Source organism: Rhodoblastus sp. 17X3, from assembly GCF_030056575.1.
In the GTDB taxonomy this organism is placed as follows: Bacteria; Pseudomonadota; Alphaproteobacteria; order Rhizobiales; family Beijerinckiaceae; genus Rhodoblastus.
In genome coordinates this window covers 98645-123659 of record NZ_JASHHX010000009.1, presented here as the reverse complement: position 1 = coordinate 123659, position 25015 = coordinate 98645, and the positions used below count along the sequence as shown (strand labels likewise).

Below are 25015 nucleotides of genomic sequence, written 5' to 3'. Positions count from 1 at the left end.
GAAAGCTATTTCCGGGCGACGAAGAACAGGCGCGGATAGAGCAGCAGCACGCGCCCGTCCGATTGGGGTGTATAGGCCATTTCCAGCTCGCGGCGATATTGCGCGAGAAAGGCGGGAATTTCGTCTTCCTGGAGTTCATTGAGGAAGGGCCGCAAGGCCGAGCCGACGAACCAGTCCACGACGGCGTCATGGCCGTCGAGGGGATGAACATAGGTCGTCTGCCAGAGGTCGACCGTCTGGCAGTGCGGCGCGGTCCAGCTGTAATAATCGTCGAGCGAGCCGATGATCGCCCGCGTTTTCGCCACCCGCGCCAGACGATCCGCCCAAGGCCCGTCCACCGCCACCATGCGCATCAGGGCATGGGCGGCGTCCTGCAGCACGTTGGGCATCTGCACGGCGAGCACGCCGCCCGGATTCAGAAAGGACATCAGCCGGGCCAGCAGCTTGTGATGATCCGGCGCAAAATGCAGCGCGGCGTTGGAGAAAATGAGATCGACCTGTTCCTCGGCCTCCCAATCCTTCAGATCCTGCTGAATGAAGCGCGCGACGGGCAGGCGCTCCCGCGCCGCCGCCAGCATGTTGCCGGAGGTATCGACTCCCAGAATATCCGCGCCGCGAAAATGCAGCGTCAGCATGGAGGCGCTATTGCCCGGGCCGCAGCCGAGATCGACAATTTTGCGCGGCGCCAAGGGGGGAATGCGCGCGATCAGGTCGCGCGCCGCCTGCGCCCGCTCGCGTTCGAATTTCAGGTAAAGTTCGCAATCCCAATCGGTCATCATGGGAAATTAACGCCGTCGCCCGATATTTGTCTACTAATTTAGTAGATTAAAATCCCCTCTCAAGCGCCAGCTGTTTTCACGCTCCCGCGCCTGGCGCCCCGCGCAGCGCCATCAATCCGCGTGACGGGTCATAGGCGAGGATGGCGGCGGACATGAAGACGAGGGCGCATCCCGCGGTGACCGCGAAGGCGAGCCAGTTCATCTGGCCATAGAGCGCGAAACGGATCAGCTCGACCGCATGGGTGAAAGGGTTGATCTGGCAGACATAATAAAGCGCCGGGCTGCCCTCCTGCACCCGCCACAGCGGATAAAGCGCGGAAGAGGCGAAGAACATCGGGAAGATGACGAAATTCATGATGCCCGAGAAATTCTCCAGCTGCTTGATGAGTGAAGACAGCAGCATGCCGAGCGCGCCGAGCATCAGCCCGACCAGGATCAGCGCCGGCAGCACGGTGAGATAGCCCAGCGGCGGCGGCTGAATGTCCCAGAACCAGGCGATGACGAGATAGGCGTAGACCTGCAGCACCGAGACCAGCGTGCCGGCGATGAGCTTGCCGAACAGCAGGAAGGAGCGCGGGAAGGGGCTGAGCAGCAGTACCCGCATATTGCCCATCTCGCGGTCATAGACCATCGACAGCGACGACTGCATGCCGTTGAAAAGCTGGATCATCGCCATCAGGCCGGGCGTGATATAGACGTCATAGAGGACATAGGTGTCATAGGGCGGAATGATCGAGACGCCCAGCACCTGCCGGAAGCCGGCGGCGAAAATGAACAGCCAGACCAGCGGGCGCACCAGAGCGGAGATGAAGCGCTCGCGCTGGTGCAGGAAGCGAAGGCCCTCGCGCCAGCAAATGCCCTTGAGGCAAATGAAAAAAGCGGCGGGCGTGAGGCGGCGGGGCGCGGCGGCTTCGATGCTCATGCGGCTCCCCGTGTTTCATTCTCGGCGATCAGGGCGACGAAGGCCGACCTCATGTCGCCGGCGCCGGTTTTCAGCAGCAGGTCCGTGACCTTGCCCTCGGCGCGCAATTGGCCCTTGTGCAGCACGACCACGGAATCCCCCGGCTCGATTTCGTCGGTCAGATGCGTCGCCCACAATACGCTCATGCCTTCGCGCGCGATCAGCCCGCGCACCAGCAGGAGAATATCGGCGCGGGCGCCGATGTCGAGGCCCACCGTCGGCTCGTCCAGCACCAGCAGGCGCGGGCGATGCAGCAAGGCGCGGGCGATTTCGACGCGGCGCATCTGTCCACCGGACAGGTTGCGCACCTTGTCCTTGGCGCGATCGGCGAGGCCCACCGCCTTCAGAAGCTCAGCCGTGCGCTGATCCGCCTCCTTCCGGCCGATGCCGTGAAGCGCGGCGTGATAGTAGAAATTCTGCGCCACCGACAGATCAAGGTCGAGCGTGCGCGACTGGAACACCACGCCGAGTTCCGCCAGAGCCGCGCCGGGATGGCGCATCAGGTCGAGGCCGAGCAGACGGATTTCGCCCTTTTGCAAGGCGAACAGCCGGGTGATGAGCGAGAACAACGTGCTCTTGCCCGCGCCATTGAGGCCGAGCAACACGCAGAAGGAGCCGGGCGCGACAGTGAAACTGACGTCGTCCAGCGCCTGCCGCGCGCCGTAATGATGGCTGACATGGCGCAATTCCAGCGCGGGGACCTGTTCGCTCATCTTTGCTGCGCTCATGGTTCGGGCGCGCCGGGAATGACCAGATCCCAGGGCGATTCGCCGACCTGGATGGATTTAACCACCTTTTGGGCCGCGACGTCGATCACCGACACGTCATTGGAGACGCCATTGGTCGTCAGCAGATATTTCTCGTCGGGCGTGAAGGCGGCGTGCCAGACACGCTGCCCGACGAGCAGATATTTCACCACCTGCCGCGTCTTCACGTCCACCACGGCGATGCGGTTGGCCGGCCCGAGCGAGACGAAGGCGAGCTTGCCGTCGCGCGAAATATTGATTCCCACGGGCTGGACATTTTCCGAGCGCAGGCCCGGCACCTCGAATTTCACGCGATCCTTGATCTTGAAGGTGGCGGAATCGACGACGACCACATCGCCGCCGATCTCCGCCGAAACCCAGACCTCAGCGCCGTCGGGTGTGAACGCGGCCATGCGCGGCCGCGCGTCCACCAGCACATTGGCGAGGGTCTTTCGCTTCGCGGCGTCGACGAAATGCGCCATGTTCGTCGTCTCGGTGGTGGCGACGATGAGCTTGCCGTCGGGGCTCACCGCCAGCCCCTCCGGCTCCACGCCGACGCGCACGCCGCCGAGGCGCTCCTTGGTCGCGGCGTCGAAAAAGGTCAGAAAATTGCTGTCCTCATTGGTGACATAGAGGGTCTTGCCATCGGGCGAAATGTCGATCCGCTCCGGATCGCGCCCCGCCGGAAAATCCTCGACCACGGCGAATGTCTGCGGGTCGATCACCGCGATGGCGTCGGAATCGCCGAGCGCGACATAGATCCTTTTATTATCGGGGCTGGCGACGATTCCACGCGGCCTCTGGCTGACCGGAATGGTCTTTTTCATCGTCAGCGTTTCGGTGTCGATGACCGAGACGCTGTTGCCCTTTTCATTGGTGACGAAGGCGTCAAAGGCGCAAGCGGGCGCCACAGCGCCCGAGATGACCAGAGCCAGCGCGAGGGATTTCATTTGAAGCGGCATTTCGACTCCGGTCGATCGTAGCCCAATGTGTCCAGCTCCGAGAACTGGTGCATGAAGCCTTCCTGCGGCGAGGTCGCAACGACATTGCGCCCGTCCGACAGCAGGATGGGCTGGCGCAATTGCAGGTTCCAGTCGCGCAGGGTGAGCTTCTGGCCCTTGAAGGCGGCGAGCGCGAAATCCTTCGACAGGAAATAGGCCTTCATCGCGGCGGCGTCGCCCGCCGCATCATGGGCCGCCGCCTCGCCGACCATCCGCGCCGCCGTCCATGAATTCATGTCGAGCGGGGTCATCGCGCGGCCGAATTTGCGTTCGAACCGCTGCTGCAATTGCGTCGCGCCCCATTGTTCGTTCGAGGCGTCCCAGGACGCCGAGACAAGGCCCGCCGAACCGGCCACCGGGCGCGGGTCCCAGGTGCGAAACGGCAGGTAATCCGCAAAGACCGCGTTTTCGTCGGCGGCGATCAGCACGTCATAGGCGGCGACGCCCTGGGTAAAGGTCGGGATCTGCTTCTGCACCAGTGCGACGCCGCTGTCGGAGCGGCGCGCGCCGCCGCGATCCTCGAACACCCGCTCCTCGACGAATTTGGCGCCAAAGCGCGCGCCCGCGCGTTTCAGGGCGTCAGCCCAGAGCTTGTCCTCGGGATGCGAACCGACGACGAAGAACCATTTGCGCCATTGCTTCCAGATCAGATATTGCGCCAGCCCATCGGCGAGCATCGAGCGCGTCGGCGCGACATGGATGACATTGGCGCGGCAGAACTCCTCGCGCAGAATGTCGTCCGGCGCGCCGACATTGAAGATCAGAAGATTCGCCGCCGCGGGAAGATCGGCGGCGTTGACGAGCGCGCCGGCCGGAAGGTCGGCGATCACGAATTTCACGCCCTGCCCGGCCAGTTCCGCCAGGGCTTGCGCCGCGTCCTCGCCCGGCTTCAGCCGGCGCGTCACGAGACTGAAGTTCTGGCCGAGGAATTCGCCTGAGGCGTTGTCGTCGTCGATTCCCGCCAGCGCGCCGGCCTCGCCGTCGTTTTCCGGTGGCAGTTCCAGCCGCGAGACCGCCGAGCCTTTTTCCGCCCGGCGCAAATAGCCGATGACGATCTTCTGCATGGCGGGTTCGGCGGGTTCGGCTTGCGGCGCAGCTGGCGGGACAGCCGTCTCCGCGCCGGCCCATGCGGCGGACGACAGCGCCAGCGAAAGCAGGACGCCCCCCAGGGCGCCGGATCGCAGCAGCGAGGCTCCCCGGGGCCGGGGCCGGCAATATTTCATGTCCAAGGCGTCTCCCTGTCCCGCGCGGCCATTATGCAGTCTTTTGTTCCGCGCGGCGAATTTAGCCGCTCGCGCGCCTCGGCCGCAACACCGGCTTCCCGGCGCCTTATGTCAATTGCAAAGCGGATCGCGATTCCCGCCGCAAGAATATAAGAGTGTCACATTCGCTCTTTTTCATGTCACATTGCGGCTATGCCGCGCAAAACCGATCTTGGGACGGAATGGATGAACCTGCTCTGGCCGGGCGTTTTCGCGGCGGAGGCGGGCGCCATTTTCGCACGCGGCATGCTGGGCGCTTTCGATCCGCAACCGGAGCCAAAGCCGCAGCCCGAGGCGGTCTGGGCGACGCCGAACGAGATCGTCCTGCAACTGGACACTGCGCGCCTGCGCCGGTTCGGTCCTCCACAGAAGCGGCATGGGCCGCGCCCTGTTCTCGTCTGCGCGCCCTTCGCCCTGCATGACGCGCGCATCGCCGATCTCTGCGAAAGCCACAGCCTCGTCGCGAGCCTGCTCGCCGGCGGCGGTCCGGTCTATCTCGTCGAGTGGCTATCGGCGGGAAAGACACAGGTCTTCCGCCACATCGACGATTATCTCTCCGACCTCAATGTCATGGTCGACGAGATCGGGACCCGCTGCGATTTTGTGGGCTTGTGCCAGGGCGGCTGGCTGAGCCTGATCTACGCGGCGCGCTTTCCCGCCAAGGCGGGCAAGCTGGTCGTCGCGGCCGCGCCGGTCGACACCCATATCGTCGATTCGCCCCTTTCCGCCCTGGCCCGCTCGACCCCGGTCCAAACCTTCCAGGAACTGCTGCGGCTCGGCGAAGGCCTTGCGCGCGGATCGCACGCCCAGCAATTCTGGGGCCTGATGGCCGACAGCCCGGAGCAGATTCACGACCTGCTGCAGAGCGATCTCCCGCTCGATTCCGAGCGATTCGCCTCCCAGGCGGACCTGTTTCGGGACTGGAGCGAGAGCCCGCTCGACCTGCCGGGCGCCTATTATCTCGAAGTGGTCGAAAAGCTCTACAAGGCGAACCAGCTCGCGCGGGGCGAATTCGTCGCCCTCGGCAAGAGGATCGACCTTCACGACTTTCGCCGCCCGCTCTACCTGATCGCCGCGCGAGACGACGAAGTGGCCGCGCCGGAGCAGACTCTCGCCTGCGCCCGTCTGGTCGGAACGCCGTCGCGGGCGATTCGCGAGGCCGTCGTCCCAGGCGGCCATCTCCATCTTTTTATCGGGCGCCGCGCGCTCGAAGGGCTCTGGCCGGATGTCGTCGCCTGGCTCGGCGCTCCCTGAGCCGCCTCAGCGCTTTGCGTCCTTGGCGATCATATCCTTGGCGAGCAAGTCGCGAATTTCTTCGAGCAGGACTTCCTCGCGCGGCGGCGGGGCCGGCTCGGCGGGCGCTTCCGCCTTGGTCGCTGCAATCTTGTTGACGGCGCGAATAAGGATGAACAAGGCGAAGGCGACGATCAGAAAATTCAGCAGCGCGGTCAGGAACGCGCCATAGCCGAAGGCCGCGCCGACCTTCTTGGCGTCGGCATAGGCCGGATGATTGGCGATATTGGTGCTGAGCGCGATATAATAATTGGAGAAATCGAGATTGCCGGGAGTGATCGCGCCGATGATCGGCATGATCAGGTCGTCCACCAGCGAACTGACGATCTTGCCGAACGCCGCGCCGATGACGACGCCGACGGCAAGGTCGAGCGCATTGCCGCGCATGGCGAATTTTTTGAATTCTTCAAACATGCCGATACAATCCCCCTGTCCGGCGCGCCAGATCGGCGCTTCGGCAAGGGTAAGCCGAGCCCGCGCTTATGGTCAATGCGGGGAAAAAACGATGAAAGTCGCCAAAACGGAACGGCGATAGGAGCCTCATGCCGCCGAGCTGGATCAATATTTCCCTGACGTTGCTCTATTTTCTCGGCCTGCTGGCGCTGGCGGTCTATGCCGACCGTCACGCGCGGCGCTTCTCGGGCAGGACGCAGCGCCGCATCGTCTATGCGCTCGGCCTGTGCGTCTATACGACTTCATGGACCTTTTTCGGCTCGGTCGGGCTCGCCTCGTCCAACGGTCTCGATTTCCTGCCAATCTATATTGGCCCCATGCTGGTGTTCGGCTTTGGCTGGCCGGTGGTCGCGCGCGTGGCGCGGATCTCCCGCGCGCAGAACATCACCTCCATCGCCGATTTCCTCGCCGCGCGCTATGGCAAGTCGGAGGCCGTCGCCGCCGTCGCGGCGATCATCGCGGTCGTCGGGCTCATCCCCTATATCGCCTTGCAGCTCAAGGCCATTTCGGCGACGCTCGTCATCGGCCTCGGCCATGCCGCGCCCTTCGATCCGCCCCCGCCATCGGCGTGGCCGGACAGGTTCGCCTTTGGCGTGGCGCTCCTGCTCGCGCTTTTCGCCATGGCGTTCGGCACGCGGCGCGTGGACGCCGGCGAACATCAGAACGGCCTGATGGTCACCATCGCCGCGGAATCGGTCGCCAAGCTGCTCGCCTTTCTCGTCGTCGGCGCTTTCGTCGTCTGGTGGATGTTCGATGGTCTGGGCGATCTGTTCCAGCGCGCGGCGGCCAGCCCCCACATCCGCGCCGTGCTCGCCGCGCCGCCCGATCTCTCGGTCTGGGTCACCCTGACGCTGCTTTCCAGCGGCGCGATGATGCTGTTGCCCCGGCAATTCCATGTCGCCGTCGTGGAAAACCGCGACGAGAGCGACATCCCCTCCGCCGCGGTGGTCTTTCCGCTCTATCTGCTGGCGATCAACTTCTTCGTCGTCCCCCTCGCCATCGCCGGCCTGATCCTGTTTCCCGACGTGCTGGACCGCGACGTCAGCGTCATGGCGCTGCCGATCGACGCGGAGAACGGCCCGATCACGCTTATCGCCATGCTCGGCGGCCTTTCCGCGGCGACCGCCATGGTCGTCGTCGAATCGGTCGCGCTTTCGATCATGGTGTCGAACAATCTCGTCCTGCCGCTGCTGCTGCGGTTCGGACGCTGGCGCAACGGCCGGGCGCGACTGGTCGCGGAAGGCGAAGCGGGCCGCCGCATCCTGCGCGTGCGGCGCGCCGCCATTCTCGTCGTCCTCCTGCTCGCCTTCGGCTATTACCGTCTGACCGGCGAGACGCTGCTCGCCTCGATCGGCATTCTCTCCTTCGCCTGCGTCGCGCAATTCGGCCCCGCCTTCGTCGGCGCCCTGGTCTGGCGGCGCGGCACGGCGCTCGGCGCCATCGCCGGCCTGATCACCGGCGTGACCATCTGGGCCTTCATGCTGCTCGCGCCCTCGCTCGACGCCGGGGTGATGCAGCGGATCATCGCCGCCGCGCAGTTCCCGCCCCGGCCCGACCTGCCCTCGCCGGATATTTTCAACCTGCAGATGTCATCGCTGGTGCGCGGCGTGTTCTGGAGCCTGCTGGGCAACAGCCTCGCCTATGTCGCTTTCTCGCTCGTGCGCCGGCCGACGCCGATCGAGCGCCTGCAGGCGGATATTTTCGTCAGCAAGAACGCCGCGCCCATGGCGCAGGCTTTCCGGCTCTGGCGCACCAGCGTCACCGCCGCCGAAGTCGAGGCCACCGTCGCGCGCTATCTCGGCGCGCAGCGCACGCGCGAGGCGTTCGAGAATTTCTGCATCGGCCGCGGCCAAGCCTATGACCCGCGGGCGGAAGCCGATATCCACCTGCTTCGCCTGTCAGAGCATCTGCTGGCCTCGGCCATCGGCGCGGCGTCGTCGCGGCTCGTGCTTTCCCTGCTGCTGCGGCGTCGCAATGTTTCGAGCGCGGCGGCGCTGCGGCTGGTGGATGACGCCTCCGCGGCCCTGCTCTACAACCGCGACATTCTGCAACATGCGCTGGATTTCGCGCGCCAGGGCATCTCCGTCTTCGATCCCGATCTCCGCATGACCTGCTGGAATCGCGAATTCCGCGACATGTTCGATCTGCCGGGGAATTTCACGCGCACCGGCGTCGCGATCGACGACATCCTGCGCTTCAACGCCGAGCGCGGCCTCTATGGCGACGGCCCAATCGACGAACTCGTCGCCGGGCGGCTTGAGCGCCTCACCAATACCGAACCGTTCCGCGTGCCGCTGGCGACCTCAGGCAGAGTCATCGAGACGCGCTCGGCCCGCATGCCCGACGGCGGCCTCGTCGTCACCTATACCGACGTCACCGATCAGTTCGCCGCCGAACAGGCGCTGGAGGCCGCCAACGAATCGCTGGAGCGGCGCGTGCGCGAACGCACTGAGCAGCTCACGCGGCTTAATGGCGAACTGGCGCGCGCCAAGGCGGAGGCTGAAGAGGCCAATATTTCCAAGACCCGCTTTCTCGCAGCCGCCGGCCACGACATCCTGCAGCCGCTCAACGCCGCGCGGCTCTATTCCGCCACCATGATGCAGCGCGCGGCGGCCGGCGCCCCGGCCGGAGAAACCGGGGCGCTCGCGCGAAATGTGGATTCCGCGCTTGAAGCGGTCGAGGATATTTTCTCCGCTTTGCTTGAAATGTCGCGCCTCGACGCCGGCGCGATGAAAGTGGAGTTGAGCAATTTCCGCGTGGACGATCTCTTCCGCCAGCTCAGGATCGAATTCGCGCCGCTGGCGGAGAAGAAGGGCCTCAAGCTGACCTTCGCGCGCTGCTCGCTCGCCGTGCGCTCCGATCCCCGCCTCCTGCGCCGCCTGCTGCAGAACCTGATTTCGAACGCCATCAAATATACCCGCGAGGGCCGCGTTCTGGTCGGCGCGCGGCATTTGCGCGGCAAGGTCCGGCTGGAGGTATGGGACACCGGCATGGGCATCGCCGCCGAAAAGCAGAAACGCGTGTTCCGGGAATTCGAGCGGCTGGAGACGGCCGGCTCCGAGCCGGGCCTCGGCCTCGGCCTGTCGATCGTCGAGCGCATGGCCCGCGTGCTCGGCCACCAGATCACGTTGCGTTCCGCGCCGGAAAAGGGGTCGGTCTTCGCTGTCACGGCCACGATTGCGGCGCCGCCGCCGCGAGTCGCCAGCCGCGATGCGCAGCCCGCGACCGCCACGCGCCAGTCGCCGCTCATCAACATGACCGTGGTGGCGATCGACAATGACAAGCTGATCGCCGACGGAATGCGCTCGCTGCTTTCGGCCTGGGGCTGTGCGCCGATCGTCGCGGGAAACCACCGCGAAGCGCTGGCGGAGCTCGCGCGCCAGAAACGCGCGCCCGACGCCATTCTCGCGGATTTCCACCTCGACGAGGGCGACGGCGTGGACGCCATCGTCGCGTTGCGCTGGAAGTTCGGACCGGGCGTTCCGGCGGCGCTGATCACCGCCGACCGCTCTGACGATATGCGGGAGCGCGCGACCGCGAAGGACCTGATGGTTCTCAACAAGCCGCTCAAGCCGGCGATCTTGCGCGCCCTGCTCGCGCAATGGCGCGCTGCGGCGGCGCCCGCCGCGCAGGACTGAGCGCCGCCGCAGGCCCGATCAGGATGACTTCTTCGCTTCCAGAACCGCTTCGACCCGGGCGTGGAAGGCGCAGACGCGCGGCGCGATTTCCTTGCGAAAGCGCGAGCCGTTGAACACGCCGTAATGGCCGACGTCCTTCTGCACGTAATGCACGCGCATGTCATCGGGAATGTTGACGCAGAGATCCTGCGCCGCCTCGGTCTGGCCGACGCCCGAAATATCGTCCTTTTCGCCTTCGACAGTCATGAGGCCGACGCGACGGATGGCGGCGGGCTCGACCGGGTGTTCACGGTGCATCATCTCCCCCTTGGGCAGGGAATGATGCACGAAAACCGTGTCGATGGTCTGGAGGTAGAATTCCGCGGTCAGGTCCATCACCGCGAGATATTCGTCATAGAATTCGCGGTGCTTTTCCGCAGAATCGCCGTCGCCCTGAACGAGATGATTGAACATTTCATAATGCGCGTTGACGTGGCGGTCGAAATTCATCGCCATGAATCCGGACAATTGCAGGAAGCCCGGATAGACGTCGCGGCCGACGCCCGGATAGGGGAAGGGCGCGACATGGATGCAATTGCTGCGGAACCATTGCGGCCCGCGCTTCTCTGCAAGCTTGTTCACACCCGTCGGGCTGCGGCGCGTATCGATCGGGCCGCCCTTGAGGGTCATCGAGGCGGGGACATGCGGATTATTCTCGGCCTCCATCCGCGCCATCGCCGCCAGCACGGGAACGGAGGGCTGGCAGACCGCGAGCAGATGGACCGGCGAATGACCGGACTTGCTGAGGAACTCGGACATTTCGATGACGTAGTCGATATAATCGTCGAGATCGAAGCGCCCGAGGCTGAGCGGCACCATGCGCGCATCGACCCAATCGGTGATGTAGACGTCGTGGGTCTGCAGGAAGGTTTCGACCGTGCCGCGAAGCAGCGTCGCATAATGGCCCGACATCGGCGCAACGATCAGCAGGCGCGACTGGTGCGGGGCGTTCAGCGGCAGATGGCGCTTGAAATGCACCATCTGGCAGAAGGGCCGCATCCAGACAATTTCCTGCTCGACCGCGACCTCCTGACCGCCGACGACCGTCTTGTCGATGCCGAAGGCGGGCTTGCCGTAGCGACGCGTCATGCGCTCGAACAATTCCGCCGAGGCCGCGAGATTGCGCCCGATGGCCGTGTAGGAGAACGGATTGACCGGATGTTTGAACGCGATCCGGGTAAAATCCGAAAGCGCGCGCGCCGGAGCCATGGCTAATTGAGCCATCTCAAAGAAATGATACGCATGCCGGTTCATCTTGCCATCCCTCTCCCCTCGGACGCCGGCTCCATTCGGCGGCCGGATGAACAGCATCGCCGGTTACCCGGAATGCGAACCGTGAAGTGTAGAAGAAAGCCGGCTCTGTAGCAAATTCACCTCTCTTAATGCTTTAGGATGAGGACGAAAAACCTATTGTTTGCGGATCGAAAACAATTTGCGCTGGCGCCGATCTAGGTTCGCGCCGCCCGACGTGAAGCAATGCTCTGGCCCCCGCGCGCGGCTGCCGCTATTATGGCGGCCGAGGGAGATATTTATGTCGCAAGTGAAGGTCGCCATCGTTCCGGTTACGCCGTTCCAACAGAACTGCACGATCCTGATCTGCGAGGCGACCAAGAAAGCTGCGGTGGTCGATCCGGGCGGCGACGTCCCGCTGATCCGGCGCGCCATCGAACAGACCGGCGCGCAGGTCGAGAAGATTTTCCTCACCCACGGCCACGCAGATCACGCCGGCGGCGCGGCAGAGTTGCGGGAAATCCTGGGCGTCCCGATCGAGGGGCCGCATGTCGCCGACAAGTTCCTGCTCGACAGCCTGGAGGCCGCTTCCGCGCGCTTCGGCTTCGCCTGCCGCAATGTGGCGCCGGATCGCTGGCTCGAGGAAGGCGACACGGTGGCCTTCGGCGAAGCGAGCCTCGACGTGCGTTTTTGCCCGGGCCATACGCCGGGCAGCGTCGTCTTCATCAATGAACCCATGCAGTTCTGCCTCGTCGGCGACGTATTGTTCGAAGGCTCGATCGGCCGCACCGATCTGCCCGGCGGCGACCACGCCACCCTCATGAAGTCGATCAAGACGAAATTGCTGACCCTCGACGACGCCATGACCTTCATCAGCGGCCACGGCCCGCTGAGCACCATCGGGGCCGAAAGGCTGAACAATCCATTTCTTCAACAACTGGCCTGATATCGCGGCTGCGCGCCGGGCGGAAAGAAATCTCCCATGCCTCTTTGCAATCTTCTCGTTCACCTCGACGGCGGCGAGCGCTCCGCCGCGCGGCTCAGGCTCGCCGCAGACATCGCCCGCGCGCAAGGCGCGAAACTGACCGGCCTGTTCGCCCAGGTTGCGCCCGCGCACCAGATCGGCCTGGTCGCCGAATGGCCGCCGCATGACTATGCCGAGGCCGCCAGGGCCAGCCGCGCCGCCTTCACCGCCGCAACCGCGGGCCTCGATGCCGAATGGCAGGACCTCAACCGGGGCGACGAGGGCGAGGTCGTCAAGCTGGCGACAGACTTCTCGCGCCATTTCGACCTGATCGTGCTCGGCCAGCGCCGCTCGGACGATCCCCTGACCCCGCCAGACTTCGCCGAGCAATTGATCATCAATTCCGGCCGCCCGGTGCTGGTCCTGCCCTTTGCCGGGACGTTCGCCCAGGTCGGGACGCGTCCAATCTTCGCCTGGTCGGACTCGCGTTCGTCGGCGCGCGGATTCTATGACGGCATGAATCTGGTCGCGCCGGGCGCCGCCGCGCTCGTCGTCGGGCTCTCCAAGCCGGAGGACGCCCAGGGCTTCGCCTATCAGAAGGAATCGCTGCGTCTCGCGGTCGCGCAACTCGCCGCTCACAAGATCTCCGCGCTGCCGGAACAGCTCGCCCTGAGCGAAATCGGGCTCATGGACGCCCTGCTCAACCGCGCGGTCGACCATGGCGCCGACCTGCTGGCGATCGGCGCCTTCGGCGGCGGCGGCTATCCCCTGTTTTCGCGCGGCAGCGGCTCGCGCTACATGCTCAAGCACATGACCGTGCCGGTGCTGTTCTCGCATTGAGATCCAACAAAAAAGCCCCGCGCGAGCGGGGCTTTTTGCTGGCCTCAGGCCGGCCTGCGTCATTCACAGACGCGGATGCGGCGGCGGCCGATGTAATTGCCCCAGTCGTCATAGACCGGACGACGCTCGACCCAGCATCCGCCGCCGTAAGCGGGAGCGGCGTAATAAGGGCCGTTGGCCGCGCCTGCGGCCGCGGCGCCAAGCGCCATGCCGCCAAGGACGCCAGCGGCGACGGCCGGACCGGCGTTATAGCCGCCGCCGCAGCCCCAGCCGTTGCACCAGGCTGCGGCAGGCGTCGCAAAGGCGGCGCTCAGCGAGAGCGCGGCCAACGCCGCGATCGCGGTCGATTTCAGTGAAATGGTCATATTCGCTCTCCTCACGAAAAGGTTGCTTCCCGGCGCAAAAGGCTGTTGAAGCCAAATTGCGCGCAACCGGCTGAATGGTTTCTGAACGGATTGTGGCGCATTCCGTTCCCTTTTTCCAGCCGAATGGGGCAATAGCATGGTTGTGACCGGATCTTCCGGCGATCTTGCCGCTGACCGCCGCTACCAATGGGCCGCCGGAGCCCTGGAATCGCGCGATTTCGAGGCCGCGCGCGATCTTTTCGCGCAGGTGCTTGAACTGGCCCCGGCATGGGCGCCCGGCTGGCGCGGCCTCGGCGAGGCGCTGGAGGCGCTGCAGAAGCGCGACGAAGCCGTCGCGGCCTTTCGCAAGGCACTTGCGCTCGACCCCGCCGACATTGGCGGCGCCGGCCTGCACCTCGCCTTTCTGGCCGGGGAAAAGCCCGCGACGGCGCCGCGCGCCTATGTAACAGCGCTGTTCGATCAATATGCGGCGAAATTCGACCGTCATCTCGTCCAGGCGCTCGCCTATCGCGGGCCACAAATCCTCGACGCCGCCATCTCGCGCGCCGCGCCCGGCCGCATGTTCGCCCACGCGCTCGATCTTGGCTGCGGCGCCGGCCTGTTCGGCGCGGCCTTTCGCGGCAGGGCGAAGCGGCTCACCGGAATCGATCTCTCCCCCGCCATGATCGAACAGGCGCGCGGCAAGGGGATCTACGATCGTCTGATCGCCGCCGACCTGGTTGATTTTCTCGCCGCAGAGGCGGCGGAGAGCGCCGATCTGGCGGCGGCTGCGGATGTTTTTGTCTATATCGGCGATCTTGCGCCCCTATTCGCCGTCGTCGCGCGCGTTCTGGAGTCGGGCGGCCTGTTCGCCTTCACGGCGCAAAGCCAAGAACATGACGGCTATTGCGTCGGCGAGGACATGCGATTCTCTCACGGCGAGGCCTATCTGCGCGCCTGCGCGGCGCAGGCGGGCTTTGCGACGCTTGAACTGGCGCCCGCCGTCACCCGCAAGGATCGCGGCGCGGACGTGCCGGGATGGGCCGTCATTCTGCGTAAAATCTAGGCTTATCGGGCGTCTGGACCGCCAAGCGCGGCGGCTCTATGGTTGCAGGGCAATAAGTCCAAAATACGGGATTCGCCCATGAAAAAAGTTTATCCAGACGCCAGTTCCGCCATGGCCGGACTGGTGAAGGACGGCATGACGCTGATGGCCGGCGGCTTCGGCCTGTGCGGCATCCCCGAGTCCCTGATCGAAGCGGTCAAGGAATCCGGCGCGAAGAACCTCACCTTCATTTCCAACAACGCCGGCGTCGACGGCATCGGACTTGGCGTGCTGCTTGAGACCAAGCAGGTCAAGAAGATGATCTCGTCCTATGTCGGCGAGAACAAGCTGTTCGCCCAGCAATATCTCGGCGGCGAGCTTGAGATCGAATTCAACCCGCAGGGCACGCTGGCGGAGCGCATCCGCGCCGGCGGCGCGGGCGTTCCGGCCTTCTACACCAAGACCGGCTACGGCACCCTCGTCGCCGAAGGCAAGGAGACCCGCGTCTTCAACGGCGAGAATTACGTCATGGAGACGGGCCTCGTCGCGGATATTTCCATCGTCCACGCCTGGAAGGGCGACACCGAGGGCAATCTCGTCTTCCGCAAGACCGCGCGCAATTTCAATCCGATGATGGCGACGGCGGGCAAGATCACCGTGGCCGAGGTCGAGCACCTGTTCAAGGCGGGCGAGCTGGACCCCGACGAGATCCACACCCCCGGCATCTACGTGCAGCGCATCGTGCATATTCCAAACCCGACCAAACATATCGAGCAGCGCACCACGCGCAAACACACCAGCCCGGCGGCGGCCGCGGGAGGAGAAGTCTGATGGCCTGGACACGCGATCAAATGGCGGCCCGCGCGGCGAAAGAGCTGCGCGATGGCTTCTATGTCAATCTCGGCATCGGCATTCCGACGCTGGTCTCCAATTTCATCCCCGACGGCATGAGCGTGCAGCTGCAAAGCGAGAACGGCATGCTCGGCATGGGCCCCTTCCCCTATGAGGGCGAAGAGGACGCCGACCTGATCAACGCCGGCAAGCAGACCATCACGGAACTGCCGACGACGAGCTATTTCTCGTCCGCCGATTCCTTCGCCATGATCCGCGGCGGCCATATCGACCTGTCGATCCTGGGCGCCATGCAGGTGGCCGAGAACGGCGACCTCGCCAACTGGATGATTCCGGGCAAGATGGTGAAGGGCATGGGCGGCGCCATGGACCTTGTCGCGGGCGTCAAGAAGGTCGTGGTGGTGATGGAGCATGTCGCCAAGGACGGCCCGAAATTCCTCCACAAATGCAACCTGCCGCTGACCGGCTCGCATGTCGTCGACCTGCTGATCACCGATCTCGGCGTGTTCTCCATCGACAAGCACGGCAATGGCGGCGCCAAGCTGATCGAACTCGCCGAGAGCGTGACGGTGGAGGAAATCAAGTCCAAGACGGAGGCGACGTTCACCGTCGCACTGTAAAAGCGACATGGATGGCGCGTTCTCCGGAGCGCGTCATTCCACCAGCAGGACGCTGTGACGCGCTTCCCGCACGGCGCAATAAAAATGGGAAGCGGCGACGCGCTCCAAGGAGGACGTCTTGCCGCGTCGGGACGCAAAAAGCCGGGGCTTCATGACCTTTCCCCTTTACGTCTTCGACGCTTACGGCACTCTGTTCGACGTGCATTCCGCCGTCGCGCGGCACGGCGGCCTCGTCGGCCCGCAGGCCGTGCGACTGTCCGAACTCTGGCGTACGAAGCAGCTGGAATATACCTGGACGCGCAGCTTGATGGGAGCCTATCGCGATTTCGACGCCCTGACCGAAGAGGCGCTCGACTTCGCCGCCGCCCGCTGCGGCGGAATTTCCGCGCAGGCGCGCGCGGCCCTGCTTGAAGCCTATGAAACGCTCGACGCCTTTCCCGACGCCGCCCCGGCCCTGCTAACCCTGCGAGACCGGGGCGCGAAGACCGTGATTCTCTCCAACGGCACGCCCCGCGCGCTCACGCGCGCCATCGCTTCCGCTGGACTGCAGGATCTGCTCGACGAATCGCTTTCCGCTGATTTTCTGGGCCGCTTCAAGACCGCGCCGGAAATTTACCGGCTGGTGGGCGCGCGCTACGGCGTGGCGCCCGAACAGGTCTCGTTCCAGTCGTCCAATCGCTGGGATATCGCGGGCGCAGGGAAATTCGGCTTCCGCACTATCTGGGTCAACCGCGCCGGCGCGCCCGACGAATACCGGGACCTGCCTCCCGAGCGCGTGATCGCAACGCTGTCGGAGCTTTGAATCGCCAGGGACGCGACCAGATAAAAAAAGAGGCCGCCGGTCAAACCAGCGGCCCAAGTCTAGGGAGGAAACGCCCAAGGAGGGCTGCAGCACAAGCACCGCTTGTGCTACGGTTCTAAACTTATGTTGCGTCGCACAAATAGTCAAGACCATTTTGTTGCGCCGCATCATAAAATTCGCATGACATTGCCACGCGGGGAGAAACCACCGTAAAATCAAGGGGCCACCGGGGAACTTTGCTCGGCCTCGCGCGTTTTAGGCCAGGAAAAGACCGCTGACGGCTCGCCCCAGGGCGCGGGTTTTGGTCGACCAGGACGAAATGCGCCCCGGCGCGCCGGACGTCGCCGCCTCGAGGAGGCCGCCATGTCCCCTGGAACCTTGTTGATCGCCGCCTTGATTCTCGCCTTCTTCGCAACGCTGCCAACCTGGCCGCATTCATCGCAATGGGGCTATCATCCCAGCCTGTTCGTGGGCGCGCTCATTCTCGCCGCCACGCTGTTCACGCAGATCGGCTGACGGGAATGCTTATTGCGCGACGCGGTAATCGTCGGTCGGGCCGCCGCGATTGAGCATGATCGCGCGCTCCGCGCCAGAGGCGTCGCGCCATTTGGCGCGGCATTGCTCCATGCCGCACAGAACTTCCGGAAAGCGATGCATCGGCTTGCCATTGGCGAGCTTCAGGCCATAGCCGGTGTTGGGCTTCCAGCCTTCCGCCAGCAATTGCGGGCGCAATTCCTGATAGGGCGTTCCCATGGCGATATTGGCGGCCTCGGCGGAGTCGATTCGCGCGCCGACCAGAGTCATGACCCCAAAAATCGCGAGAACATTCCAGATTTTAGCCCGCATAGCCGCCTCCAATGCCCGACTTATACCATTTCTCCATCATCGCGATGACGGAAACCCTCGCAAGAGCTCGGCGCCGCATTCGCGCCTAACCGCGCTCATAGGTTCGCACCTATGCGGGCCGGCCTTACCGCAGATCGGCGCAGAAAGCCTGAATCTTCGCGCAGGCTTTGGCAAGGGCTTCATTGGACGTGGCGTAGCTGACGCGGAAATTCGGCCCCATCCCGAAGGCTGAGCCCTGCACCACCGCGACGCCCTGCTCTTCCAGCAGAGCCGTGACGAAATCCACATCCGTCTCGATCTTCCTGCCGCCTGCCGAGGTCTTGCCCAGCGCCTCGGCGCAGGAGGGATAGACATAGAAGGCCCCCTCGGGCCGATGGGTCGAGAGGAATTTCGACTGGTTCAGCATGGAGACGACGAGATCGCGCCGGCCCTCGAACAGTTTGCGGCTCTCGGCGATGAAATCCTGCGGGCCGTTGAGCGCCTCGACCGCCGCCCATTGCGCGATGGAGCAAGCGCCCGAGGTCTGCTGCCCCTGGATCATGTCCATGGCCTTGATGAGCTTGTCCGGCCCGGCGGCATAGCCAATGCGCCAACCGGTCATGGCATAGGCCTTGGAAACGCCGTTCATGGTCAGCGTGCGGTCATAAAGCGCGGGTTCGACCTGCGCCGGCGTCGTATAGACGAAATCGCCATAGACGAGGTGCTCATACATGTCGTCGGTGAGCACCCAGACCTGAGGATGGCGCAGCAGCACGTCTGTCAGCGCCTTCAGCTCGTCGCGCGTATAGGCCGCGCCGGACGGGTTCGACGGCGAATTGAAGATCACCCATTTGGTGCGCGGCGTGATCGCCCGCTCCAGCGCCTCGGGCTGCAGCTTGTAGGACTCCTCGGACCGGGTCTCGACAATCACCGCATTGCCGCCGCAAAGCGCGACGATTTCCGGATAGGACACCCAGTAAGGCGCCGAGATGATCACCTCGTCGCCCGGATTGAGGCTGGCCATCAGCGCATTGAACAGGATCTGCTTTCCACCGGTGCCGACGATGCAGCTTGTGGGCTTGTAGTCCAGCCCATTCTCGCGCTTGAATTTCTGCGCGATGGCCTCGCGCAGCGGGACGATCCCGGCCACGGGGCCATATTTGGTTTCGCCGCGCCGGATCGCGTCGATCGCCGCCGCCTTGATGTTGTCCGGCGTGTCGAAATCCGGCTCGCCGACCGAGAGGCTGATGATCTCGCGACCCTGCGCCTTCAGCTCGCGCGCCTTTTGCGTCACGGCGATGGTGGCGGAGGGTTTCACACGAGAGAGCGCGTCGGCGAGAAAGCCCATTTTTATGCCCTTGCGATTGCGGTTTGGCGCGGGACCATAGTGCGGACGGCGAAAAAGGGAAGGCCGAAATTCGCCCGCCGCGCCGCCTTCGCCGCGTGACGCGCAAAAGCGAAGCCGGGACGAAAAGCTTTCGCAAGATTCTTCAGACAGAATGTCGCCATGAACAAGCCCGCTTCCTTCGGCCGCCGAGGCCTCGCCGCTCCGGACCCCGCGCCGGCTCAGGCCCTCGGCGGCGATCTCGCGCTGACGCCGGAACAGCGCGCCTATCTGTTCGGCGCCGAAGCCTTGCCGGTCGAGGACACGCCCGCAGCAAAAGTCCATGTCCGCCACGCGGGATTCATCGCCTGCGCCGCGATCACTGCGCTGGTCGCCGCGCTCACTTTGCTGGGCAAGCCGCATGACACGGTCGCCGCTCTGCCGCCGCAGATGGAGGAACAGGCCAAGGCCGTCTTCCAGCTCGCCGGAGGCTGGTTCGAGCCGCTCGCGCTGGCGTGGTCGATTTTCGTCATCGCCTCCAATCTCGCCGCCAATCTCTGGCTGACCCAGAAACTCTGCGGCTGGCGGAACTGGTCGGGCTTTCCCGCCTTTTCGCTCATTGGCGCCGCGACGAGCGTCGCCGTCGCCGTCGCCACGGGCGCGATCGGTCTGGGCGAAACCGAGATCGGCTACGCCATGGAGGCCGTTTCGGGCGGCGGCGTCGCGGCGCTTTATCGTCTGCTGGCGGGGCGGCGCTCTTTCCCGTAATGGCGCGCTCAGCCGACGATCCGGACCTGCTCGCCGAGTCAAAATGGAAACCGCTCGTCGTCATGAAAGACGAGCGGCTTTACAAGAAGATATCGCCCGACTGACAGATCGCGCGCTTCGCGCTCCAAGTGCAGCGAACAGTCGCAACGCCGCTCGATCCAGGCCGGCGATCTACTTGTAATAGCCCACGCCGCAGGCGTAATCGTCATCGACCTTCGTCACGAAGCTCGTCTTGGCGGCCGACTTCGGGTCGCTCGGCTTTACAAACACATAGCTGACCTCGGTAATCTCATCTTCCGGCTTCTGGCCCGCATCGTAAATTTCCTGACCGAAAGCCTTGCCCGACGGGTCCTTGAGGGTTCTCACGTCCTGGCCGAGCAATTCTTTCGCATTGGCGTTGCCCATGGCGACGAATTTCCCGTTCTTGGCGTCGGTGCAAAACACATAAAGATCGCCGTCCTTGAACCTGCCTCCGCCCTGGTTGAACATTTCGAAGGCCTGCTCCCGGTTGATCTTCACCTCGGCAACCACATTCAGGAGCATGGCCCTGGCTTTGTACGCATCTGGCGATCGATCACTCTGCTGGGCGAAAGCCCCCGACGAAAGCGCGAGGACCAAGCCAGACGCCGCAGCAATGATAATTTTCCGTAGCATGTCATTTCCCCTTGATTGCGCATTTTTTTGACTTTTGCGCGTGGCGCAGGCGCTCGCAGCGGCGTTCTTGCCGCTTTTGTCTTGTGATTTCGGCGCGTCACGCAGCCTGCCCATGAGGCTACATCACAGGCGCGTTTTGCGAAATAGCGCCAATCTCCCACCAAAGGAGGTGCGGGACGTCCGGCTTGCCGGGGGCGCTTTTCCGTTTGGCGCGAACGATCTGCGCGGCCGCTGAATGACGCCTATGGCGCCGAGCCGTCCTCGCCTGCGGCGCTCGATGCCGCCCGGCATGGATTTCTGCCCGCTGGACTCTGGCCAATCCTTCCGCGCCGTCCCATATTGCGGGCATGGCGAAAAAACCTACTTCCCGCGGCAAGGCCTCAAAACCTGACGTGAAGCCGCTCGGCGATCATCTGGCCGCCTTGCTGAATCCGGCCCTTGTCAGCAAGGGTTTTGAAGAGGCCGCGTCGCCTTTTCTCGCCGAGCCCCTGAGCGCGGAAGAAGCCGCGCGCTACGGGCTGGGCCAGGAGCCGGAGATCCAGCGCGAGAAGCCGCGTCGCCGCGCCCCCGCCCGCGAGGAATTCCAGACCGCTTCCGGCGCCACGGCGGACGTGCTGCAGGACCTGCTGGAAAAGGGCGATCCCAATCTCCGCGACGCAAAGCCCTGGACGCCGCACCGCCCTGACCGGCCGGAAAAGTCCGAGGGCGGCGTCAAATTCGAGCTCGTCTCGGACTATCAGCCGCAGGGCGACCAGCCGCGCGCGATCGAGGAGCTGGTCGCCGGGCTGAACGCGCAGGAGCGCGACCAGGTCTTGCTCGGCGTCACCGGCTCCGGCAAAACCTTCACCATGGCGCAGGTGATCGCCCACACGCAGCGGCCCGCATTGATCCTTGCGCCCAACAAGACGCTGGCCGCCCAGCTTTACGGCGAGTTCAAGAGCTTCTTCCCCAATAATGCGGTGGAATATTTCGTTTCTTATTATGATTATTACCAGCCGGAAGCCTATGTGCCGCGCACCGACACCTTCATCGAGAAGGAAAGCTCGATCAATGAGCAGATCGACCGGATGCGCCATTCCGCCACCCGCGCTTTGCTCGAACGCGACGACGTGATCATCGTCGCCTCCGTGTCCTGCATCTACGGCATTGGCTCGGTCGAAACCTATACGGCCATGACCTTCTCGATCAAGACTGGCGAAAAGCTCGACCAGCGGCAATTGCTGCAAGACCTCGTGGCGCTGCAATACAAGCGCACGCCGGATTTCTCGCGCGGCAATTTTCGCGTTCGTGGCGACACGGTGGAAGTCTTTCCGGCGCATTACGAGGACCGCGCCTGGCGCATCACCTTCTTCGGCGACGAAGTGGAATCGCTGGCCGAATTCGATCCCTTGACCGGCAAGAAGATGCAGGACCTCGAACTGGTCAAGTTCTACGCCAATTCGCATTATGTCACGCCGCGCCCGACCCTGTTGCAGGCGGCGGACTCCATCAAGAAGGAGCTGCGGCAGCGCCTCGCGGAGCTGCACGCCTCCGGGCGCCTCGTCGAAGCGCAGCGGCTCGAACAGCGCTGCATGTTCGATCTCGAAATGTTGCAGGCCACCGGCTCCTGCGCCGGCATCGAGAATTACTCGCGCTATCTCACCGGACGCCGCCCCGGCGAGCCGCCGCCGACCCTGTTCGAATATCTGCCCGACAACGCCATCGTCTTCACCGACGAAAGCCATGTCACCGTGCCTCAGATCGGCGGCATGTATCGCGGCGACTTCCGCCGCAAGGCGACGCTGGCCGAATATGGCTTCCGCCTGCCCTCCTGCCTCGACAACAGACCCCTGCGCTTCGAGGAATGGGACGCGATGCGGCCGCAATCGGTCCATGTCTCGGCGACGCCGGGCGACTGGGAAATGAACCAGACCGGCGGCGTTTTCGTCGAACAGGTGATCCGCCCGACCGGCCTCATCGACCCGCCGGTGGAAGTGCGCTCGGCCCGAACGCAGGTGGACGACCTGCTCGGCGAGGCGCGGGACATGGCCCTGCGCGGCTTCCGCACCCTCGTCACCGTGCTGACCAAGCGCATGGCGGAGGACCTCACCGAATATCTGCACGAGAACGGCGTGCGCGTGCGCTACATGCATTCCGACATCGACACGATCGAGCGCATCGAGATCATCCGCGACCTGCGCCTCGGCGCCTTCGACGTGCTGGTCGGCATCAACCTGCTGCGAGAAGGCCTCGACATTCCCGAATGCGCGCTGGTCGCCATTCTCGACGCCGACAAGGAGGGCTTTCTGCGCAGCGAGACGTCGCTGGTGCAGACGATCGGGCGCGCGGCGCGCAATGTGGACGGCAAGGTCATCCTCTACGCCGACAAGATCACCGGCTCGATGGAGCGCGCCATGGGCGAGACGACCCGCCGCCGCGAAAAGCAGCTTGGCTGGAACGCCGAACACGGCATCACCCCCGCGACCATCAAGCGCGGCATCGCCGACATTCTCGGCTCGGTCTATGAGCAGGATCATGTCAGCGTGGACGCGGGCCTCGCGGCCCCGGCCATCGGCCATAATTTTGAGGCCACCATCGCCGATCTGGAAAAGAAGATGCGCGCGGCGGCGAGCGATCTCGACTTCGAGACCGCGGCGCGGCTGCGCGACGAGATCAAGCGCCTGCAGGCGGTGGAACTGACCGTTTCCGACGATCCGCTGGCGCGGCAGAGCGACATCGACGCCGGCGGCGGCGGCTTCCTCGGGGCGAGCAAATATGGCAAAGGGGCGAATTTGCCGCCCTCCCGCATCCACAAGCCCACCGATGAGGACATGGGGCCGCATAATTTCGGCGGCGGCGAGGCGCGGCCCAAAGCCTCCGCGAGCTGGAAGCACAAGGGCAAGCGGCGCTGAGCGGCGCTTGCTTGCGGGCCCGGCCAGGCGGATACTTCCGGAAAAACGCCGGGAGGATTTCATGCTTGGACTGATGCAACGGCGCGAGCTGCTGATTTCGTCGCTCATTGCCCACGCCGCACAGCATCACGGCGACGCCGAAGTCGTCTCACGCCGCGACGACGGCCAGATCGCCCGAACCACATACGCCGCTCTGGAACAACGCGCGCGAAAACTGATGAGCGTGTTGCGCGACCTCGGCGCGGCCTTCAGCGACCGCGTCGCCACCCTGGCCATGAACAGCGACCGCCATCTTGAGCTTTATTACGCCATTTCCGGCATGGGCGCAGTCTGCCACACCATCAATCCGCGCCTGTCGCAGGACGATATCGCCTATATCGTCGATCACGCCGAAGACGGTTTCATCTTCGTCGATCCCGGCTTCCTGCCCATCGTCGCCGCCATTGCGCCACGGGTCGCGCATGTCCTGCGCGGCGTGATCGTGCTGTGCGACGCGGACGAAATCCCGGCCTGCGAGCTGCCCGGCGAGGTTGCCCTCTATTGTTATGAAACGCTGCTGGACCAGGCGCGTGACGCGCCCGACTGGCCCGTTTTCGCCGAAGAGACGGCCTCGGCGCTCTGCTATACCTCCGGCACCACCGGCAAGCCCAAGGGCGTACTCTATTCGCATCGCTCAACAGTGCTTTACGCCATGGCGACCAATTCGCCGGATGTTTTCGGGCTGCGCGCGACGGATCGCGTCCTGCCCGCCGTGCCGATGTTCCATGTCAACGCCTGGGGCCTGCCCTATCTCGCGCCCATGTCCGGCGCGTCGCTCATCATGCCGGGGCGGCATCTCGATCCGGTCTCGCTGCTCGCCCTGCTGAACGACGAGCGCGCGACTTTTTCCGTCGGCGTGCCGACCGTCTGGCTGAATCTGATCGGCCACATGCGCCAGACCGGCGAAAGCTTCCAGACGCTGCAGCGGATTCTCGCTGGCGGCGCGGCGTTCCCGCGCGCCCTGATTCCGGAATTCGAGCAGCGCGGCGTCAGCGTGCGGCATGGCTGGGGCATGACCGAAAGCAGCCCGGTGGTGACCGCCAATGCGCCCAAGCCGGCGACCGCCGCGCTCGACGCCGAAGCCCTGCTCGATCAGCAGGCCAAGCAGGGCCGCGTCGTCTATGGCGCGGATGTGCGCGCCGAGAATGAGGCCGGGGAAGTTCCGCGCGACGGCGCCACCCAGGGCAATCTGGCGCTGCGCGGCCATTGGGTGGCGAATGGCTATTACCGCCTGCCTGAGACCGGGATCGCGCCGGACGCCTGGTTCCCCACCGGCGACGTCGGCGTGGTCGACGCCGAAGGCTATGTTCTGCTCACCGACCGCACCAAGGACCTGATCAAATCCGGCGGCGAATGGATCAGCTCCATCGCGCTGGAAAATATCGCCGTTGGCCATCCCGATGTTGCGGAAGCGGCGGCCATCGCCGAGCCGGACGAAAAATGGGGCGAGCGCCCGCTGCTGGTCGTTGTCCCGCGCACCGGACATGAGCCGCAGCCCGACGACGTGCGCGCCTTTTTCACCGGCAAGGTACCAAACTGGTCGATCCCCGACCGCGTCGTCATCGCCGAGGAACTGCCCCATGGCGCTACTGGCAAGGTCCTCAAGTCCGAATTGCGGCGGATCTATGCGCCGCGCGAGGGGTGA

23 protein-coding genes are annotated in these 25015 nt (G+C 64.6%); 12 read left to right on the top strand and 11 right to left on the bottom strand.

What is annotated here, in order from left to right:
- Window positions 1–5 precede the first annotated feature (5 nt).
- The 5 genes from tam to QM467_RS10685 form a co-directional block, all read right to left on the bottom strand.
- Window positions 6–776, bottom strand: a complete 771-nt coding sequence (tam, locus tag QM467_RS10705; RefSeq protein WP_342395121.1) for a trans-aconitate 2-methyltransferase — start codon at window positions 774–776, stop codon at window positions 6–8.
- A 79-nt stretch (window positions 777–855) separates the two neighbouring features.
- Window positions 856–1701 carry an ABC transporter permease gene (locus QM467_RS10700; protein ID WP_283366306.1) on the bottom strand — a complete coding sequence of 282 codons (846 nt, stop codon included), beginning with the start codon at window positions 1699–1701 and terminating at the stop codon, window positions 856–858.
- Window positions 1698–2468, bottom strand: coding sequence for an ABC transporter ATP-binding protein (locus tag QM467_RS10695; RefSeq protein ID WP_283366305.1), 771 nt, complete (start codon window positions 2466–2468; stop codon window positions 1698–1700). The genes QM467_RS10700 and QM467_RS10695 overlap by 4 nt, the downstream gene beginning before the upstream one ends.
- Window positions 2465–3448 (bottom strand): PQQ-dependent catabolism-associated beta-propeller protein, encoded by a 984-nt coding sequence (locus QM467_RS10690; protein WP_283366304.1) that lies wholly within the window; start codon window positions 3446–3448, stop codon window positions 2465–2467. Before QM467_RS10690 ends, QM467_RS10695 begins: the two co-directional genes overlap by 4 nt.
- Window positions 3433–4656 carry an ABC transporter substrate-binding protein gene (locus QM467_RS10685; protein WP_446737762.1) on the bottom strand — a complete coding sequence of 408 codons (1224 nt, stop codon included), beginning with the start codon at window positions 4654–4656 and terminating at the stop codon, window positions 3433–3435. The genes QM467_RS10690 and QM467_RS10685 overlap by 16 nt, the downstream gene beginning before the upstream one ends.
- Before the next feature lie 279 nt (window positions 4657–4935).
- Here QM467_RS10685 and QM467_RS10680 point away from each other — a divergent pair, with 279 nt between their 5' ends.
- Complete coding sequence (locus QM467_RS10680) at window positions 4936–6003, top strand: alpha/beta fold hydrolase (RefSeq protein ID WP_283366302.1); 1068 nt, start codon at window positions 4936–4938, stop codon at window positions 6001–6003.
- A gap of 6 nt (window positions 6004–6009) precedes the next feature.
- On the opposite strand, the gene mscL is transcribed toward QM467_RS10680, so the two are convergent.
- Window positions 6010–6456 carry a large conductance mechanosensitive channel protein MscL gene (gene mscL, locus QM467_RS10675; RefSeq protein WP_283366301.1) on the bottom strand — a complete coding sequence of 149 codons (447 nt, stop codon included), beginning with the start codon at window positions 6454–6456 and terminating at the stop codon, window positions 6010–6012.
- Between the two features lie 128 nt (window positions 6457–6584).
- Here mscL and QM467_RS10670 point away from each other — a divergent pair, with 128 nt between their 5' ends.
- A complete protein-coding gene (locus tag QM467_RS10670; RefSeq protein WP_283366300.1) occupies window positions 6585–10133 on the top strand; it encodes a hybrid sensor histidine kinase/response regulator in 3549 nt (1182 codons plus the stop codon).
- An 18-nt stretch (window positions 10134–10151) separates the two neighbouring features.
- Here QM467_RS10670 and QM467_RS10665 read toward each other — a convergent pair whose 3' ends face one another.
- Entirely contained in the window at window positions 10152–11426 is a 1275-nt protein-coding gene (locus QM467_RS10665) for a polyhydroxyalkanoate depolymerase (RefSeq protein ID WP_283366299.1), read from the bottom strand.
- 277 nt (window positions 11427–11703) lie between these two features.
- On the opposite strand from QM467_RS10665, the gene QM467_RS10660 reads away from it, so the two are divergent.
- Window positions 11704–12348: an MBL fold metallo-hydrolase gene (locus QM467_RS10660; RefSeq protein WP_283366298.1), complete on the top strand. Its 645-nt coding sequence runs from the start codon at window positions 11704–11706 to the stop codon at window positions 12346–12348.
- Between the two features lie 36 nt (window positions 12349–12384).
- A complete protein-coding gene (locus QM467_RS10655) occupies window positions 12385–13206 on the top strand; it encodes a universal stress protein (protein ID WP_283366297.1) in 822 nt (273 codons plus the stop codon).
- Between the two features lie 59 nt (window positions 13207–13265).
- On the opposite strand, the gene QM467_RS10650 is transcribed toward QM467_RS10655, so the two are convergent.
- The gene (locus tag QM467_RS10650) at window positions 13266–13571 is read right to left on the bottom strand and encodes a hypothetical protein (protein ID WP_283366296.1); all 306 of its coding nucleotides are present in this window, start codon (window positions 13569–13571) and stop codon (window positions 13266–13268) included.
- Between the two features lie 136 nt (window positions 13572–13707).
- Between QM467_RS10650 and QM467_RS10645 the strand changes: the two genes are divergently transcribed.
- The 5 genes from QM467_RS10645 (at window position 13708) to QM467_RS10625 (ending at window position 17385) form a co-directional block, all read left to right on the top strand.
- Complete coding sequence (locus QM467_RS10645; protein ID WP_283366295.1) at window positions 13708–14616, top strand: class I SAM-dependent DNA methyltransferase; 909 nt, start codon at window positions 13708–13710, stop codon at window positions 14614–14616.
- 78 nt (window positions 14617–14694) lie between these two features.
- A complete protein-coding gene (locus QM467_RS10640) occupies window positions 14695–15426 on the top strand; it encodes a CoA transferase subunit A (protein ID WP_283366294.1) in 732 nt (243 codons plus the stop codon).
- Window positions 15426–16067: a 3-oxoacid CoA-transferase subunit B gene (locus tag QM467_RS10635; protein WP_283366293.1), complete on the top strand. Its 642-nt coding sequence runs from the start codon at window positions 15426–15428 to the stop codon at window positions 16065–16067. Before QM467_RS10640 ends, QM467_RS10635 begins: the two co-directional genes overlap by 1 nt.
- A gap of 118 nt (window positions 16068–16185) precedes the next feature.
- Window positions 16186–16869 (top strand): haloacid dehalogenase type II, encoded by a 684-nt coding sequence (locus tag QM467_RS10630; protein WP_342395120.1) that lies wholly within the window; start codon window positions 16186–16188, stop codon window positions 16867–16869.
- 363 nt (window positions 16870–17232) lie between these two features.
- Window positions 17233–17385, top strand: a complete 153-nt coding sequence (locus QM467_RS10625) for a DUF3309 family protein (RefSeq protein ID WP_283366292.1) — start codon at window positions 17233–17235, stop codon at window positions 17383–17385.
- A 9-nt stretch (window positions 17386–17394) separates the two neighbouring features.
- Here the strand turns inward: QM467_RS10625 and QM467_RS10620 are convergent, their stop codons facing one another.
- Entirely contained in the window at window positions 17395–17715 is a 321-nt protein-coding gene (locus QM467_RS10620; protein ID WP_283366291.1) for a hypothetical protein, read from the bottom strand.
- Between the two features lie 124 nt (window positions 17716–17839).
- Window positions 17840–19042, bottom strand: coding sequence for a pyridoxal phosphate-dependent aminotransferase (locus QM467_RS10615; RefSeq protein WP_283366290.1), 1203 nt, complete (start codon window positions 19040–19042; stop codon window positions 17840–17842).
- Between the two features lie 159 nt (window positions 19043–19201).
- Here QM467_RS10615 and QM467_RS10610 point away from each other — a divergent pair, with 159 nt between their 5' ends.
- On the top strand, window positions 19202–19786 hold the full coding sequence (locus tag QM467_RS10610) for a hypothetical protein (RefSeq protein WP_283366289.1): 585 nt from the start codon (window positions 19202–19204) through the stop codon (window positions 19784–19786).
- Between the two features lie 171 nt (window positions 19787–19957).
- On the opposite strand, the gene QM467_RS10605 is transcribed toward QM467_RS10610, so the two are convergent.
- Window positions 19958–20554: a cache domain-containing protein gene (locus tag QM467_RS10605; RefSeq protein WP_283366288.1), complete on the bottom strand. Its 597-nt coding sequence runs from the start codon at window positions 20552–20554 to the stop codon at window positions 19958–19960.
- A 233-nt stretch (window positions 20555–20787) separates the two neighbouring features.
- On the opposite strand from QM467_RS10605, the gene uvrB reads away from it, so the two are divergent.
- Both uvrB and QM467_RS10595 read left to right on the top strand, forming a co-directional pair.
- On the top strand, window positions 20788–23331 hold the full coding sequence (gene uvrB / locus QM467_RS10600) for an excinuclease ABC subunit UvrB (RefSeq protein WP_283366287.1): 2544 nt from the start codon (window positions 20788–20790) through the stop codon (window positions 23329–23331).
- A 61-nt stretch (window positions 23332–23392) separates the two neighbouring features.
- Entirely contained in the window at window positions 23393–25015 is a 1623-nt protein-coding gene (locus QM467_RS10595; RefSeq protein WP_283366286.1) for a long-chain fatty acid--CoA ligase, read from the top strand.